This is a genomic window from Sphaerisporangium sp. TRM90804, from assembly GCF_029846175.1.
In the GTDB taxonomy this organism is placed as follows: Bacteria; Actinomycetota; Actinomycetes; order Streptosporangiales; family Streptosporangiaceae; genus Sphaerisporangium.
Window position 1 is genome coordinate 40,885 of record NZ_JARWAC010000015.1, and the last position, 13,388, is coordinate 54,272.

Annotated in this window: 15 protein-coding genes; 5 read left to right on the forward strand and 10 right to left on the reverse strand. The window is 73.0% G+C overall.

All coding sequences use genetic code 11. The annotated features are described in order from the left end of the window. Positions 1–319 precede the first annotated feature (319 nt). Positions 320–1,120 carry a sugar phosphate isomerase/epimerase gene (locus tag PYR91_RS18745; RefSeq protein WP_279781196.1) on the forward strand — a complete coding sequence of 267 codons (801 nt, stop codon included), beginning with the start codon at positions 320–322 and terminating at the stop codon, positions 1,118–1,120. Then, the gene (locus PYR91_RS18750) at positions 1,117–2,220 is read left to right on the forward strand and encodes a Gfo/Idh/MocA family oxidoreductase (protein WP_279781198.1); all 1,104 of its coding nucleotides are present in this window, start codon (positions 1,117–1,119) and stop codon (positions 2,218–2,220) included. Before PYR91_RS18745 ends, PYR91_RS18750 begins: the two co-directional genes overlap by 4 nt. 60 nt (positions 2,221–2,280) lie before the next feature. On the opposite strand, the gene PYR91_RS18755 is transcribed toward PYR91_RS18750, so the two are convergent. From PYR91_RS18755 to PYR91_RS18790, 8 genes are all read right to left on the reverse strand, one after another. Continuing rightward, a complete protein-coding gene (locus tag PYR91_RS18755) occupies positions 2,281–2,619 on the reverse strand; it encodes a LuxR family transcriptional regulator (RefSeq protein ID WP_279781200.1) in 339 nt (112 codons plus the stop codon). Between the two features lie 210 nt (positions 2,620–2,829). After that, positions 2,830–3,456, reverse strand: a complete 627-nt coding sequence (locus PYR91_RS18760) for a DUF2306 domain-containing protein (RefSeq protein ID WP_279781202.1) — start codon at positions 3,454–3,456, stop codon at positions 2,830–2,832. A gap of 175 nt (positions 3,457–3,631) precedes the next feature. Beyond that, complete coding sequence (locus PYR91_RS18765) at positions 3,632–4,069, reverse strand: SRPBCC family protein (RefSeq protein ID WP_279781204.1); 438 nt, start codon at positions 4,067–4,069, stop codon at positions 3,632–3,634. A gap of 59 nt (positions 4,070–4,128) precedes the next feature. Then, the gene (locus tag PYR91_RS18770; RefSeq protein ID WP_279781205.1) at positions 4,129–5,007 is read right to left on the reverse strand and encodes an AraC family transcriptional regulator; all 879 of its coding nucleotides are present in this window, start codon (positions 5,005–5,007) and stop codon (positions 4,129–4,131) included. Positions 5,008–5,292: 285 nt separating this feature from the next. Beyond that, on the reverse strand, positions 5,293–5,574 hold the full coding sequence (locus PYR91_RS18775; protein ID WP_279781208.1) for an ATP-binding protein: 282 nt from the start codon (positions 5,572–5,574) through the stop codon (positions 5,293–5,295). Between the two features lie 300 nt (positions 5,575–5,874). Next, a complete protein-coding gene (locus PYR91_RS18780; protein WP_279781763.1) occupies positions 5,875–7,011 on the reverse strand; it encodes an ABC transporter permease in 1,137 nt (378 codons plus the stop codon). A gap of 85 nt (positions 7,012–7,096) precedes the next feature. Then, the gene (locus PYR91_RS18785; RefSeq protein ID WP_279781210.1) at positions 7,097–7,831 is read right to left on the reverse strand and encodes an ABC transporter ATP-binding protein; all 735 of its coding nucleotides are present in this window, start codon (positions 7,829–7,831) and stop codon (positions 7,097–7,099) included. After that, positions 7,828–8,910, reverse strand: a complete 1,083-nt coding sequence (locus tag PYR91_RS18790; protein WP_279781212.1) for a peptidoglycan-binding protein — start codon at positions 8,908–8,910, stop codon at positions 7,828–7,830. Before PYR91_RS18790 ends, PYR91_RS18785 begins: the two co-directional genes overlap by 4 nt. 177 nt (positions 8,911–9,087) lie before the next feature. Between PYR91_RS18790 and PYR91_RS18795 the strand changes: the two genes are divergently transcribed. Together PYR91_RS18795 and PYR91_RS18800 are read left to right on the forward strand one after the other, a co-directional pair. Next, positions 9,088–9,780: a response regulator transcription factor gene (locus tag PYR91_RS18795; RefSeq protein ID WP_279781213.1), complete on the forward strand. Its 693-nt coding sequence runs from the start codon at positions 9,088–9,090 to the stop codon at positions 9,778–9,780. Continuing rightward, positions 9,777–10,943, forward strand: coding sequence for a HAMP domain-containing sensor histidine kinase (locus PYR91_RS18800; RefSeq protein ID WP_279781215.1), 1,167 nt, complete (start codon positions 9,777–9,779; stop codon positions 10,941–10,943). The genes PYR91_RS18795 and PYR91_RS18800 overlap by 4 nt, the downstream gene beginning before the upstream one ends. Positions 10,944–10,952: 9 nt before the next feature. Here PYR91_RS18800 and PYR91_RS18805 read toward each other — a convergent pair whose 3' ends face one another. Together PYR91_RS18805 and PYR91_RS18810 are read right to left on the reverse strand one after the other, a co-directional pair. Then, positions 10,953–11,504: a hypothetical protein gene (locus PYR91_RS18805; protein ID WP_279781217.1), complete on the reverse strand. Its 552-nt coding sequence runs from the start codon at positions 11,502–11,504 to the stop codon at positions 10,953–10,955. A gap of 108 nt (positions 11,505–11,612) precedes the next feature. Beyond that, positions 11,613–12,206: a hypothetical protein gene (locus PYR91_RS18810; RefSeq protein WP_279781219.1), complete on the reverse strand. Its 594-nt coding sequence runs from the start codon at positions 12,204–12,206 to the stop codon at positions 11,613–11,615. Between the two features lie 319 nt (positions 12,207–12,525). Between PYR91_RS18810 and PYR91_RS18815 the strand changes: the two genes are divergently transcribed. Further along, positions 12,526–13,374: an NAD(P)H-binding protein gene (locus PYR91_RS18815; RefSeq protein WP_279781221.1), complete on the forward strand. Its 849-nt coding sequence runs from the start codon at positions 12,526–12,528 to the stop codon at positions 13,372–13,374. The last annotated feature ends 14 nt before the right edge of the window (positions 13,375–13,388 follow it).

A 13,388-nucleotide genomic window follows, 5' to 3' on the forward strand; every position in this document is an offset into this window, starting at 1 on the left:
CCGTCGACGGCACGCCGCGTTACCGGCCTCGAACGAAGGAAGCACCGTGGCAACAGGCTGTTGACACAGGATTTCCGTTCCCCGCCCGATCTTGACGAAACCCTGGCACCCCACCTGACGGAACAAAGTTCGGCACCGGCGTCCCCGCGCCGGCGTCGTCGACGCTCGACCGGTCCGGTCATGACCTGACGTCCAACCCGACCGGAACTCGCGGGGCCGTGCCCTCGCCACCAGGGGATCCGTGAATCCACGTGGACCACCCGTTGTCATTCCAAAACCGGCGTCTTAGCGTTTAACCCGTCAATTCGGATGGGGGACGGTGACGCGCGCCCGCGCGAGCACGTCCCCCCGCCTGATCCAGGAGGACACGACCCTGATGGCGACACCGCTGGGCGTGCAGTTGTACACGGTTCGCGACCAGATGAAGGACGATCGCGATGATGTCTTGAGGCGGATAGCGGAGATCGGCTACGGCGCCGTGGAGCCGTACGACCCGATGGACGACCCCAAAGGCTTCCGGCAGGTGGCCGACGACCTCGGACTCGCCGTCTCCAGCACGCATGCCTACGCGCTGCTGAGCGAGGAGCCCCCCGTGGTCCTCGACGCGGTCGCCACCATCGGCACCGACCTGGTCATCATCCCCGGCGGCATCGCCGAGGAGGAGTTCACCACCCGCGACGGCCTCCAGCGCACGGCCGACCTGCTCAACGGCCTGGCCGAGAGCGCGGCGCCGTACGGCATGCGGATCGGCTACCACAACCACTGGTGGGAGATCGAGCCTCGGGTGGACGGCGTGCACGCCATCGAGGCCCTGGCCGCGCTGCTGGAGCCGCGGGTCTTCCTGGAGATCGACACCTACTGGGCGTCCGTCGGCGGCGCCGACGTGCCGGAGCTGCTCGGCCGCCTCGGCGACCGCGTGCTGGCCCTGCACGTGAAGGACGGCCCGGGCGTCAAGGGCGAGCCGCACACCGCCGTCGGCGAGGGCACGATCGCCGTGCCGGAGATCCTCGCCGCCAGGCCGGACGCGTGGCGGATCGTCGAGCTGGACTCCTGCGCCACCGACGTGGTCGAGGCGCTCGCCCGCAGCCACGCCTACCTGACCGGTCTGGAGAGCAGGTGAGCGGCGGGCCCGTCGGCGTCGCCGTCGTCGGCGCCGGAGTGATCAGCGACGCCTACCTGCGCAACCTCACCGCCTTCCCCGACCTGCGGGTGCTCGGCGTCGCCGACCTGGACACCGGCCGGGCCGCGGAGGCCGCGCGCAAGCACGGCGTGCCGGTGTCGGGTGACGTCGAGACGATCCTCGCCCTGCGCGACGTCGAGCTCGTCGTCAACCTCACCATCCCGGCCGCGCACGCCGCCGTCGCCACCGCCGCCGTGCGCGCCGGCAAGCACGTGTACGGGGAGAAGCCGCTGACGCTCACCCTGGAGGAGGGCGAGAAGCTGCTGGCCGAGGCGGACGCCCGGGGGCTGCGCGTCGGCAACGCGCCCGACACGTTCCTCGGCGCCGGCCTGCAGTCGGCGGCGCGGGCGCTGGCGTCCGGGGTGATCGGCACGCCGGTCGCCGCCAACGTGGTGCTGCGCAACCCCGGGCCCGAGTCGTGGCATCCGAGCCCGGAGTTCCTCTTCCAGCGCGGCGCCGGGCCGCTGTTCGACCTCGGGCCGTACTACCTGACCGCGCTCGCCTCCATGCTCGGCCCGCTGTCGCGGGTGGCGGCCTCCGCGCGGCAGGCCCGGCCGCGCCGGGTGATCGGGTCGGGCCCCAAGGGCGGCACGAGCTTCGTGGTGGAGGTGCCGACGCACGTCATGGCGCTGGTCGACTTCGCCGCCGGGCCCAGCGCCTCCACGACGTTCAGCTTCGACTCCACCGACGACAGCAAGACGATCGAGATCATCGGCACCGAGGGGGTGCTGTCGCTTCCCGACCCCAACACCTTCGAAGGGCCGGTGAAGGTGCGCGGCGCCGGGGACGACGACTGGCGCGAGCTGCCCGTCCAGGGCACGACGATCGGGCGGGGCCTCGGCGTGCTGGACATGGCCCAGGCGCTGCGGGCGGGCCGCCCGCACCGCGCGTCCGGCGCCCTGGCCCTGCACGTGCTGGAGGTCATGACGGCGATCATCGAGTCGGCCGACCGGGCCGAGTTCCGCACCGTCCAGTCGACGGTCCCGCTCCCGGAACCGCTGCCCACCGACTGGGACCCGCACGCGGCCACGCTGGCCTGACGCCCCTTCCCGGCCGCCGCGAAGGCGGCCGGGAGCGGCGGCGCGGGTCGGTGTGCCCGATCAGGCGGAGTTGGGCATGGCCACGGTCAGTAGGACCGCCGAGTCCTCCACCGCCTCCAGGCGGTGGCGGACCCCCGGAACCAGGAGCAGGTCTCCGGTGATCGCGTCCCACGACGCCTCGTCGGTGACCAGGCGCACCCTCCCGAACAGGACGTAGACCGTCGCCTCGCCGTTGGGGTCGTGATCGCCCTGCACCGAGCCCTTGGTGAGCGCGATCACCGTCTGCCGCAGGACACGCTCGTGCCCGCCGATGACGGTGTCGGCCGCGAGCCCCACGGTTGACTCGGCCGCGCGCTCGAGCTGCTGGCGGGACAGGGCTACGAGGGAGAACTTTCGCATCGTGGTGCCACCCTTTGTGGTCGGCTCAGGCTCCGTACCGCCCCGCCCGGCACTCCCGGAAAGGACGACGAGGGCTGTCTGCCCGCCCTCACCCCCCGCCTACCCCCCCTCAACGTCTGACACCTTCCAGATCCCTCCGCATTCCACCCCCGCCACCCGGGGGATCCCATCGTGCCCATCGGCCGACGGGACCGGCGAGGTACACGGCCGTCAGCTTGTCGTCGTGACCAGCGGGGAGTCCCGGCGCTGCTGACGGCGAGCCGACGGCGCCCGCGTGCACTGGACGATGAAGTACTCGGCCACGAGCACGTTGCCCAGGATCGACGCCCATACGGCGGTGGTGTATATCGCTTCGAACTCCACCGAGGGGAGCAGCTGCAGCCCGGCGATCAGGTAGACGCGCAGGGTGACCGCGGCGAACGTCAGGGCGTAGTTGCGGATCATCCAGATCCGGTGCACCTGCGCCTCGCCCCGGCGGATGGACCGGTAAGCCATGGCCAGCGTGTACAGCCAGGCCGCCACGAGGATGGAGAAGGCGACCTGGACGGAGAAGCCGCTGATCGTGACCGCGGCGGCGAACACGGCCGCGACGGAGGCGATCACGATGGAGATCATGTACACCCGTCCGATGACGCGGTGCAACTTCGGCCGGCGGAGGCGGAGCTTGCTCATGAACTGCAACGGCCCGATGAACAGGGCGAGGCCACCGGGAAGGGCATGTGCCGTCAGGACCAGATAATGCAGCGCCACGTCCGGGTTGAGCGGCAACGGGACGGCGGCCGGGTTGCCGGACACGTACGGCGGCACCGCCTGGACGGCGATGCCGATCGCGGACACGCTCATCACCCCCCACAGCGTCCACCACCGTCGGCGACGGAGGGAGCGTGGATTCGTCCTGGTCATCGTGTGTCCCTTCACTTCATGCGTGGTCCCTCGAAGGCGCGGGAAGTCAGCCGCCGAGCGCGGCGGGGGTACACGCACCGCGCCGGAGGCGCCGCCGGTAAGGCGCTGACTAAACGGTTCCGCCCTTGGCGTATGCGGCCAGGCCGTCGGCCATACGCTGCATGAAGCGGGTCAGGTACCACCGCCACAAGGGCCCCGAGAACGGCGTCTTGGGGTCGAAGGCGCCGCACCAGGTGATGTCGGTGCCCCCTCCGGGCGCCGGCGCGAGATCGATGGTCCCGCGGTAGGACCTGAAGGGCCCGCCCACGTTGTCATAGACGAACCGCCGGTCGGCGATCAGTTCGACGATCCGCTCCAGCGCGACACTACGGCCGGTACGGAAGATCCGGGTGTCGCCTACTTGCTGCCGGTCCGCGGGATCACCACCCTGGACGTCGGCGGAGTCGATCGGCGACCACAGCGGCCAGGTGGCCGCGTGAGTGAGCGCCGCGAACACGGCTTCAGGAGCAGCCGGCGAGCGTGCGGTCACGCCATAGGAGTACGGCATGTGCCCAAACGTAGGCATCGCCGCCTTGAGGGGACATGCGCGCGATTGCCGAGGATCGATCAGTTCTTGCGGTAGGCCGAGGGACGGACGCCGGTGTGGCGCAGGAAGGCCGATGACAACGCGCCTGGGCTGGCGAACCCGCAGCGCCCGGCGATCTGCTCAACGCTGAGGGAAGTGGTGACCAGGAGCCGCCGCGCCCGCTCGATCCGCAACTGGATGAGGTACCGGTGCGGTGTCTGGCCGGTGGCCTCCCGGAAGACGCGGACAAAGTGGTACACACTCAGGTGAACCTCGGCGGCGATCGTGGCGAGCGTCAGAGGCTCCGCCAGGCGCTCCCGCATGATGGCGACGCCCGCCCGGACGGCGGCGTGCTCGGGACCGGGCAGGCGCTCGTTTCTGCCGGCGGTCAGCACGTGCGTCGAGAGGAACGCCGCCGCGGACTCCGCGTACAGGTCGCTGACGCCGCTGGCACCCGCCAGGGAGCGCAGAAGCTGTTCGACGACCGGATCTCCCGCCCGGAGGGCGGCGGACAGCGCTTCGAAGTCGGGCTCACGGCCGCCGAGCGCTCCGGTGGTCCGCTTGACGGTCAGCGAGGGGATGTGTACCTGGATGGTGCTCAACCTGGACGTCGCCCGGTAGCTCATGGAAGTGGCGCGACCGGGGACCATGAGCTCCAGGTGCCCCGGAACCCAGCGGCGCCGAACAGGCTTCCCACCCGTGTGTATCGACATGTCCGCGTTCCCCGCCACGCAGAGCACGAGATGCAGATCGGACACCGCGGGAAGCGGAACGTGTTCGGCCTCGGCCGCGTGGGTGAAGCCCTGCACGAGCAGTGACCGCCAACCGACGTCGTCCCAGCTGTTGTACGTATGCCGCACGTACGCCGCCGCGTCGAGGCCGGCATAGGGAGCCAGATCGAAGTCAGCCGACTCGAACATACCGCGAGTCTATTCGCCGGTGCCCAGATCAAGGCCCGCAGCGCGAGACCGCGATAACCGCGACGACCCCGACGACCCCGACGACCCCGACGACCCCGACCGCGACGACCACGACCGCGACGACGCCGGCGCGCGGCCTGCACCAGAGCAACCCGGACAAACCGCCCCGGCGTGAGACGCGTCCCGTCCCCAGAATGGTGCCTTCGTGCGCCGTTCTCCTCAGGAGCCACTCCGCCCACCGATGACCGTCCTCCGCGCAACCCACGCGCCGAAGGTGGCTCCTCGTCAATCCGCCACTTCGAACCACACGGTTCGGCTCGTGGGATCCTTCCTCCACCCCCACGCCGAGGAGAGCTCCCGGACCAGCCAGAGCCCACGTCCACTCTCACGGAACGGGTCGACCTGCGACGGGATCCGCGGGATGTCGGTGGCGGAACCCTCATCGACCACTTCCACCCGTACCGTGCGACCGTCGTCGTACACCCGCAGGCTCACGACGCCGCCCGGCCTCCGCCCCGACTCCGAGTGCTTCACGGAATTGGCGACGAGCTCGCCGACCAGAAGCACCACGTCGTCCTCGATCGGCGCGCGGCCTGCGCGACGGCCGGGTGGCGGTGACCGGGGCGCCGCCTGAATAGAACTGCGCCGAAGGCACCATTCCGGGGACGGACCCGGCACATCACACCCGCCCGACCAGGGCGACCGTCCCCGCCACGGTGACGTACTTCCGTACGTCGGCCCCCAAGTCACCACCCCCGGCGCGCGGCCCGCGCGACGGACGGGCCCCGGTGACCAGAGCGCCGCCTGGATAGAGCTGCGCCGGAGGCACCTTTGGGGGGGACGGTCCAGCCACCTTCCCGGTCCGCCTCAGGTGCCGGCGAGGGCCACTGTCGGGGGGAGGCGGGCGGCGCGCATCGCCGGGTAGAGGCCTGCCAGGGCGCCGATCACGAGGGTGGCGCCCAGGGCGCCGGCCATCGCCCAGGGCGGTACCACGGCGGGCCAGCCCCGGGAGAGGGCGTAGCCCGTGGTGGTGGCCGCGCCCAGCAGGGTGCCGGTCAGGCCGCCCAGCACCGACAGCAGCAGCGACTCGGCGAGGAACTGGACGCGCACCTGGCCGCGGGTGGCGCCGAGCGACCGGCGCAGGCCGATCTCGCGGCGGCGCTCCAGCACCGAGATCACCATCGTGTTCGCCACGCCGACCCCGCCGACCAGCAACGCGACCGCGCCCAGCCCGAGCAGCAGGTTGGTGAACGCCCCCGCCGCCGCGGCCTTCGCCTCAAGGGCGTCGGACGGCCTGCTCACCTCCACCTCGTCCGGGTTCTCGGGGTTCACCGTGCGGGGCAGCGCCGCGCGGACGGCCTGCACCGCCTCGTCGTCCGACCGCTCGTAGACGGTGGTCGGATGGCCGTCGAAGCCGAGGTAACGCTCGGCGGACGGCCATCCCACCAGGGCCGAGCGCTCGATCTCCGGCGCCAGCGGCATCGGCGCCAGGATCCCGATCACGCTGAACCAGCGGTCGCCCATCCACACGTGCACGCCCGTGCGCTCGATCCCCAGCCGCCGGGCCGCCACCGAACCGAGCACCACGGCCGGCTGCTCGGCCGTGGCCGCGTTCAGCCAGGTGCCCGTGCGGACCGATCCGCGCAGCGTGGTGAGCAGGTCCTGCTCGGCCGCCTGCACGGCGATGCCGCCGGTGACCTCGGTGGGCACCCGGTCGGTCCTGCGGATGGTGACGTCGGTCGTGCCGGTGGCCGCGGCAGTCGTCACCGGGCCGATCCGCCGCACCATCGCGGCCGACCCCTCGGGCAGCTTGGCGTCGTCCCCGAACAGGGTCTGGCCCGGCTGGACGGTGAGCAGGTTCGTGCCGAGCGCGTCCAGGCTGCGCAGCAGGTCCTCCCGGGAGGAGGACGAGATGCCGATGACGGCCACCATCGTCGCGATGCCGATCGCGATGCCCAGCGCCGACAGCACCACCCGCGCCGGACGCGTCCGCAGCCCGGCCATCCCGACCCGCAGGACGTCGCCCCCGGACAGCCGCGCCGGCACGAGCACCGCCCGCGCGGGCCCCTCCCCGACCGAGCGCGACAGCCTACTCACGGGTGCCCCCCTTCCCCGCGGGGGACGGGACGCCATCGGCCTCCTGGCCGTCGGCGGGGTGGTCGTCGGAGGCGATGAGGCCGTCGCGGACGCGGATGCGGCGTGGGGCCCACGCGGCGACGTCCATGTCGTGCGTGATGACCGTCACCGTCGTGCCCGAGTCGTTCAGGTCGCGCAGCACCGCCAGCACGTCCGAGCCCGCCGCCGAGTCCAGGTTGCCGGTCGGCTCGTCGGCCAGCAGCAGCGCCGGGTCGCCGACCACGGCGCGGGCGACGGCCACCCGCTGCTGCTCCCCGCCCGAGAGCTGGTGCGGCCGGTGGCCCAGCCGGTGCCCGAGCCCCACCCGTTCGAGCGCCGCCGCCGCCCGCTCCCGCCGCTCGCGGACGCGGCGGCCGGTGTAGAGCAGGCCGTCGGCGACGTTGTCCAGCGCCGTCGTCCCCGGCGCCAGGTGGAACTGCTGGAAGACGAACCCGATGTGCCGGGCGCGCAGCGCGGACAGCTCCCGGTCGGTCAGCTTCCCGACCTCGTAGCCCGCGATGCGGACCGTGCCCGAGCTGGGCCGGTCCAGCGTGCCGATCAGGTGAAGGAGGGTGGACTTGCCCGATCCGGAGGGGCCGACGATCGCGGCCAGCTCCCCCGGCAGGATGGTGACGTCCACCCCGCGCAGCGCCTCCACCGTGCCGCCGTACACCTTGCGCACGCCGGTGAGCTCGACGATGGCGGTCACCGTTCCGGCACCCCGACCTTCATGCCCTCGGCCAGGCCGGTCCCGGAGATCTCGACGCGGCCCCCGCCGTACACGCCGGTCTCCACCGCGACCACCCGCGAGGTGGCCCCCTCGACCACTTCGACGCCGAAACCGCCCTCCCGGAGGGCCAGCAGCGCCTCTACCGGGACGGACAGGACGTCCTTCACCCGCTCGCTCTCCACGGTGACCGTGACCGGCGCCTGGTCCAGCAGCTTGGCCTTCCCCGCGGAGCGCAGGGTGATCTCCACGTCGACGGTCGCCTCACCGTCGCTCTCGGGCTCGCCCTCCTCTCCCGAGGCCTTGGCCACCGTGCCGACGCTGCTGATCCGGCCCTCGACCTCCCGCCCGCCCGGCAGCTCCACCGACACGGGGGTGCCCTTCTTCACCAGCGACTGGTCGGCGGCGTCCAGGTCCACGTGCACGATGCGGCGGGTGGAGGTGACGGCGAGCACCTGGCGCCCGGGGGCCACCGCGTCGCCGACCTCCATCTTGACGTCCACCACCCGCACGGGGCCGGGCAGGAAGACCACCTGGCCCGCGTCCACCGACCCGGTCTCGGGCAGGCCCCGGTCGTCCTGCCAGTCCAGGACGGCCCGCGTGGTGGCCCAGGTGAAGTCGGTGTCCACCGTCATGTCGTCGCCGTAGCCGAGTGCCCGGAGGTTGCGCTCCAGCTGCTCGACGTCGGGCCCGTTGGAGACGCCCAGCGCCAGCGTCCGGTACATCGGCAGCTCGCCGTACATGAGCACGGCGGGCCGGCGGTCCACCTTCATCAGCGCGCGGCCCCGGGTCACCGTCGCGCCCTCCTTGGGGACGGCGGTCACCGTGCCCCGGCCGCCCGCGTAGACGCGGCGCTCGCCGACGTACGTCAGCGTGCCGCCGACCGACGTCGTGTCCGTGAGGTCGCCGCGGGTGATCTCGGCCGTGGCCGGGGGCACGACGCCGGTCGGCGCCGCCGGAGCGGCGCCGGCGTCGGTCATCGCCATCGTCGCCGCCGCTCCGGCGAGCACCACCGCCACCGCCACCCCGGCCGGGATCACACCCGGCCGTCTGACCCTCATTCCCCTCACCTCCGCGCCGTGGGACCCACGCCCACCGACAGGGACGAGTTCTAGCGGGAAGGCGATTAGCGGCGGATAAGACCGGTGACACGGTCGTATCCGGCGACTCCACTCCTTACCGGTGCCTAACGCCTGGTGCGCCACGCTGGAACGTCGATCCATCGGAAGGGGGCCGCGATGCGTGTGCTCGTCGTCGAGGACGAGGACCAGCTCGCCGACGCCATCGCCCGGGGGCTGCGCCGCCGCGCCATCGCGGTGGACGTGGTGTACGACGGCGCGGAGGCGCTGGAGAGGCTGGCCTACGTCCGGTACGACGTGATCGTGCTGGACCGCGACCTTCCCGAACTGCACGGCGACGAGGTCTGCCGCACGCTGGCCGCCGGAGGCGGCGCGGGCCGCGTGCTCATGCTGACGGCCGCGGGGCGGGTCGGCGACCGGATCGAAGGGCTGGCGCTGGGGGCCGACGACTACCTCGTCAAGCCGTTCGCGTTCGCCGAGCTGGTCGCGCGCATCCGCACGCTGGCGCGCCGCACGGCGAGCACCCGGCCAGCCGTCCTTGAGCGGGACGGGGTGCGGCTCGACCTGGGGGCGCGGACGGTGGTCAGAGACGGCCGGCCGGTGGCGCTCACCCGCAAGGAGTTCGCCATGCTGACCGAGCTGATGCGGGCCGACGGCACGACGGTGTCGGCGCGGGAGCTGGTGGCGCGGGCGTGGGACGAGAACGTCGAGTCGGGCACGGGCGCGCTGCGCGTCACCATCACCACCCTGCGCAGGAAGCTGGGCCCGCCCGAGGTGCTGCGCACCGTCCCGGGCCTGGGCTACCGGCTGGGCCGCCCCTCGGCGGGTCCCGCCCCCGGGGAGGGGGGATGATCCGCCGGCTGCTGCGGACGGCGCGCAGCGGCGTGGGCCTGCGGGCCCGGCTCACCGTCATCTACAGCGGCCTGTTCTTCGCGGCCGGGTCGGCGCTGCTCCTGGTGACGTACCTGCTGACCGCGAGCGCGCTGGAGCGGGAGTTCTACCCGCCGCCGATCGACTCGGCCGTGCCCGTCCCCGATGGGCGGCCGAAGGTGTTCGCCCTGCGCATCACCAGGGACTTCGCCTACCGGATCGAGCAGGGCAAGGAGCAGGTGCTCGGCGATCTGCTGCAGAACTCGGCGCTCGTCATGGTGGCGGTCGGCGTGCTGGCGATCATCCTCGGGCACTTCGTGGCCGCCCGGGCGCTGCGGCCGTTGAGCCGCGTCACCGAGACCGCCCGGCGGCTGTCGGAGAGCACCCTGCACGAGCGGATCGCGCTCCAAGGCCCGAACGACGACGTCAAGCGCCTCGCCGACACCTTCGACGCCATGCTCGACCGGCTTCAGCGCGCCTTCGACACCCAGCGGCGCTTCGTGCTCAACGCCTCGCACGAACTGCGCACCCCGCTGGCGATCAACCGGACGCTGCTGGAGGTGGCACTGGAGGACCCCGAACCGTCCGAGGACCTGGTGCGGCTCGGCACCGCCCTGCTCGCCACCACCGCCAGGCACGAGCGGCTGATCGAGGGCCTGCTCCTGCTCACCCGCTCCGAGCACGAGGTCGTCGCCAGCAGGGCCGTGCAGGTCGACGAGGTGGTGCGGGCCGTCGAGGACTCTTTGCGTGCCACGGCGCGACGGCGGCGGGTCGTCATGACCGCGCGCCTGGACCCCGCCGTGGCGGCGGGCGACCCGGTGCTGATCGAGCGGTGCGTGTACAACCTCGTCGAGAACGCGCTGAAGTACAACGTCAAGGACGGCACGGTCGAGACCGCCGTCACCCGCGAGGACGGGCAGGTGGTGGTCCGGGTGGAGAACTCCGGCGTCCCGATCCCCGGGCACGAGGTCGGCGAGCTGTTCGAGCCCTTCCGCAGGCTGCACGACCGCGTCGGCTCCGCCCACGGCTCGGGCCTCGGCCTGTCGATCGTCCGGGCGATCGTCACCGCCCACCGGGGCCGCGTGGAGGCCGCCGCCCGCCCCGAAGGCGGCCTCCGCGTCACCGTCCACCTCCCCGCGGCCTGACCGCCCGGGTCAGCCGCCCGAGCGGGTCTCGCCGGCCGGGCCACCCTTGCCGGTTGCGGCGCCCGGCATGAAGTGCTCGCACTTCTTGTGCGCCCGCTCGAACACCTCTTCGGAGACACTGTCGTCCCTCCTGATGCGGATGCCCCCCTTCCCCGGCTCCGGGTCGGGCACGTCCAGGCCCTCGGCGCGCATGCACGCGGCGAACTTCAGCATGGCGTCCCTGACCGCGGGGTCGTCCCGGCCGGGGCCGTCGCCGCCACCCTGCATGTACTTGCCGCAGGCCTTCTGCGCCGTGTCCAGCTTGCCCTCGTCCCCCTTCTTGATCTTGATGGAGATCCTGCCGCCCTGCTCGGGGTCCTTCATGTCGATGCCGTGCTCACGCATGCACTGCGCGAACTTCAGCGGGTCGCTGGACACCGCCGGCGAGGCCGACGGCGACGCCGCCGCGCTCCCCTTCGCCCCCGACGCCGAGGCCACCTGGGGCGCCTCGGCCGCTCCGCACCCGGCCAGCACGAGCACCGGGAGTACTCCGGCCACCAGGGCCAGCCGCCGGACCGTCATCTGCGTCCTCCTCCCGCCCCCGGGACACGCGCCCGGGAACAGGACCAATGTCTACGCGGGCGGGGATTAGCGACGGGTAAGCGTGCCGCGCCTGGGCCCTCGGAAGGGTCAGGAGGTCTCGGGCTTGTGCCAGCGGCGCTGGTCGGCGGCGAACCAGGCGAGGTCCCAGTCGGCGTACCGGCCGCGGTCGAGCGCGCGGCGCACCAGCGCGAGGCAGCCGAGCAGCAGGACGCCGCAGACGGCCACGGTGCCGAGCGCGCTCGCCACCGTGCGGGCCAGCGTGACGCCGTGGTCGGGGGGCCCGGCGCCGGGCGTGCCCGAGGCGTCGAGCCACACCTGGACGACGGCGCCGGCCTTGGTGCCGGACACCACCGGCGCCTCGCCGCTCACCGTGCGCCCGCCGGGCTCGGTCCAGGTGACGGCGACCGGCGGCTGGGCGGACATGCCCTCGGCGGACACACGCGGCACGGGAGCGTCCCGCGCCGCCAGCGCCGACACCCACCGGCCCGAACGCTCGGCGGCGACGCCGCCGCGGTAGACGGAGTCCCCGACCGCGAAGGCGAGCGCGAAGCCGCCCGCGAACAGCAGCAGGGAGACCAGCACGGCGAAGCTCTCAAGCCGATCGGAGCGCCGCCGCAGCCGGTTGCCGTCCGGCCGGTACAGACGCGCCCGCAGCGTCAGCCATCGCCCCGCGTTCCGCATCGGGACCACCTCCTGTCGGCGGCCTTCCCCAGGCGCCAGCCACTTCTCTTCCCCGGTAGGGGCGCTTTACCACGCACCCACGGGGCACGACCTCAGGCTTTACCTTCCGTGGCTCCGTGCGGCGCGCCGCCGCACGGCTCGTGCCGACTTCAGCCGAGGTCGCGCGCGGGCCTGAACCGGCCGCCACAGCGCCGGTCGACCTCAACTTCAGCCGAGGTCGCGCGCGGGCCTGAACCGGCCGCCTCAGCGCCGGTTGACCTCAACTTCTGTTGAGGTCACATGCTGGGCGTGAACCGACCGCTGACGAAGGGAACCGCTCATGATCCTGGTCACCGGAGCGACGGGCAACGTCGGCCGGCACGTCGTCTCCCAGCTCCTGGACGCCGGGGCCGCCGTGCGGGCGCTCACCCGCGACCCCGCCTCGGCCCGCCTGCCCGGCGGCGCCGAGGTCGTGCGCGGCGACCTGGGCGACCCGGGTTCGCTGGACGCCGCCCTGGAGGGGGTCGCGTCGGTGTTCCTCGTCTGGCCCACCCTGTCGGCCGACCGCGCCGCGCCGGCCGTCGTCGAGGCGATCGCCAAGCGCGCGGGCCACGTCGTCTACGTGTCGGCGAACGGCACGTCCGCCGACCAGGAGGGGGTGCCCGGGTCGATCCTCGGCTCCCACGCCTTCCTGGAGCGCCTGATCGAGGAGTCGGGGGCGCGGTGGACGTTGCTGCGTCCATCCGGCTTCGCGACGAACACGCTGCTGTGGGCGCCGAGGATCCGCGCCACCGGCGTCGTCCGCGGCGCCCACGGGAAGGCGGCCCGGTCGCTGATCCACGAGCGCGACATCGCGGCCGTCGGCGTGCGCGCCCTGACCGAGGACGGCCACGCCGGGCTTCGGTACGTGCTGACCGGCCCGGAGACGGTGACCATGGCCGAGCAGGTCACCCTCATCGGCGAGGCGGTCGGCCGCCCCGCGCGCTGGGAGGAGCTGACGCGGCGGGAGGCGCACCGGGAGATGGTCGCCGAAGGCTGGCCCGCCTCCACGGCGGAGGAGGTGCTCGACGCCCACGCCGCGATGGCCGCCTCCCCCGAGCCGGTCACCTCCACCGTGCGTGACGTGCTCGGCAGACCCGCCGCGACGTTCCGCCAGTGGGCCGTCGACCACGCCGCCGACTTCCGCTGAGAGAAGTGCGGCCG

Excerpts from the sequence above, each read along its gene's own strand:
- PYR91_RS18755 (WP_279781200.1), bottom strand. The coding sequence starts at position 2,619 with ATGCGAAAGTTCTCCCTCGTAGCCCTGTCCCGCCAGCAGCTCGAGCGC.
- PYR91_RS18765 (WP_279781204.1), bottom strand. The coding sequence starts at position 4,069 with ATGCCGTACTCCTATGGCGTGACCGCACGCTCGCCGGCTGCTCCTGAA.
- PYR91_RS18770 (WP_279781205.1), bottom strand. The coding sequence starts at position 5,007 with ATGTTCGAGTCGGCTGACTTCGATCTGGCTCCCTATGCCGGCCTCGAC.
- PYR91_RS18780 (WP_279781763.1), bottom strand. The coding sequence starts at position 7,011 with ATGGCCGGGCTGCGGACGCGTCCGGCGCGGGTGGTGCTGTCGGCGCTG.
- PYR91_RS18790 (WP_279781212.1), bottom strand. The coding sequence starts at position 8,910 with ATGAGGGTCAGACGGCCGGGTGTGATCCCGGCCGGGGTGGCGGTGGCG.
- PYR91_RS18795 (WP_279781213.1), top strand. The coding sequence starts at position 9,088 with ATGCGTGTGCTCGTCGTCGAGGACGAGGACCAGCTCGCCGACGCCATC.
- PYR91_RS18800 (WP_279781215.1), top strand. The coding sequence starts at position 9,777 with ATGATCCGCCGGCTGCTGCGGACGGCGCGCAGCGGCGTGGGCCTGCGG.
- PYR91_RS18805 (WP_279781217.1), bottom strand. The coding sequence starts at position 11,504 with ATGACGGTCCGGCGGCTGGCCCTGGTGGCCGGAGTACTCCCGGTGCTC.
- PYR91_RS18810 (WP_279781219.1), bottom strand. The coding sequence starts at position 12,206 with ATGCGGAACGCGGGGCGATGGCTGACGCTGCGGGCGCGTCTGTACCGG.
- PYR91_RS18815 (WP_279781221.1), top strand. The coding sequence starts at position 12,526 with ATGATCCTGGTCACCGGAGCGACGGGCAACGTCGGCCGGCACGTCGTC.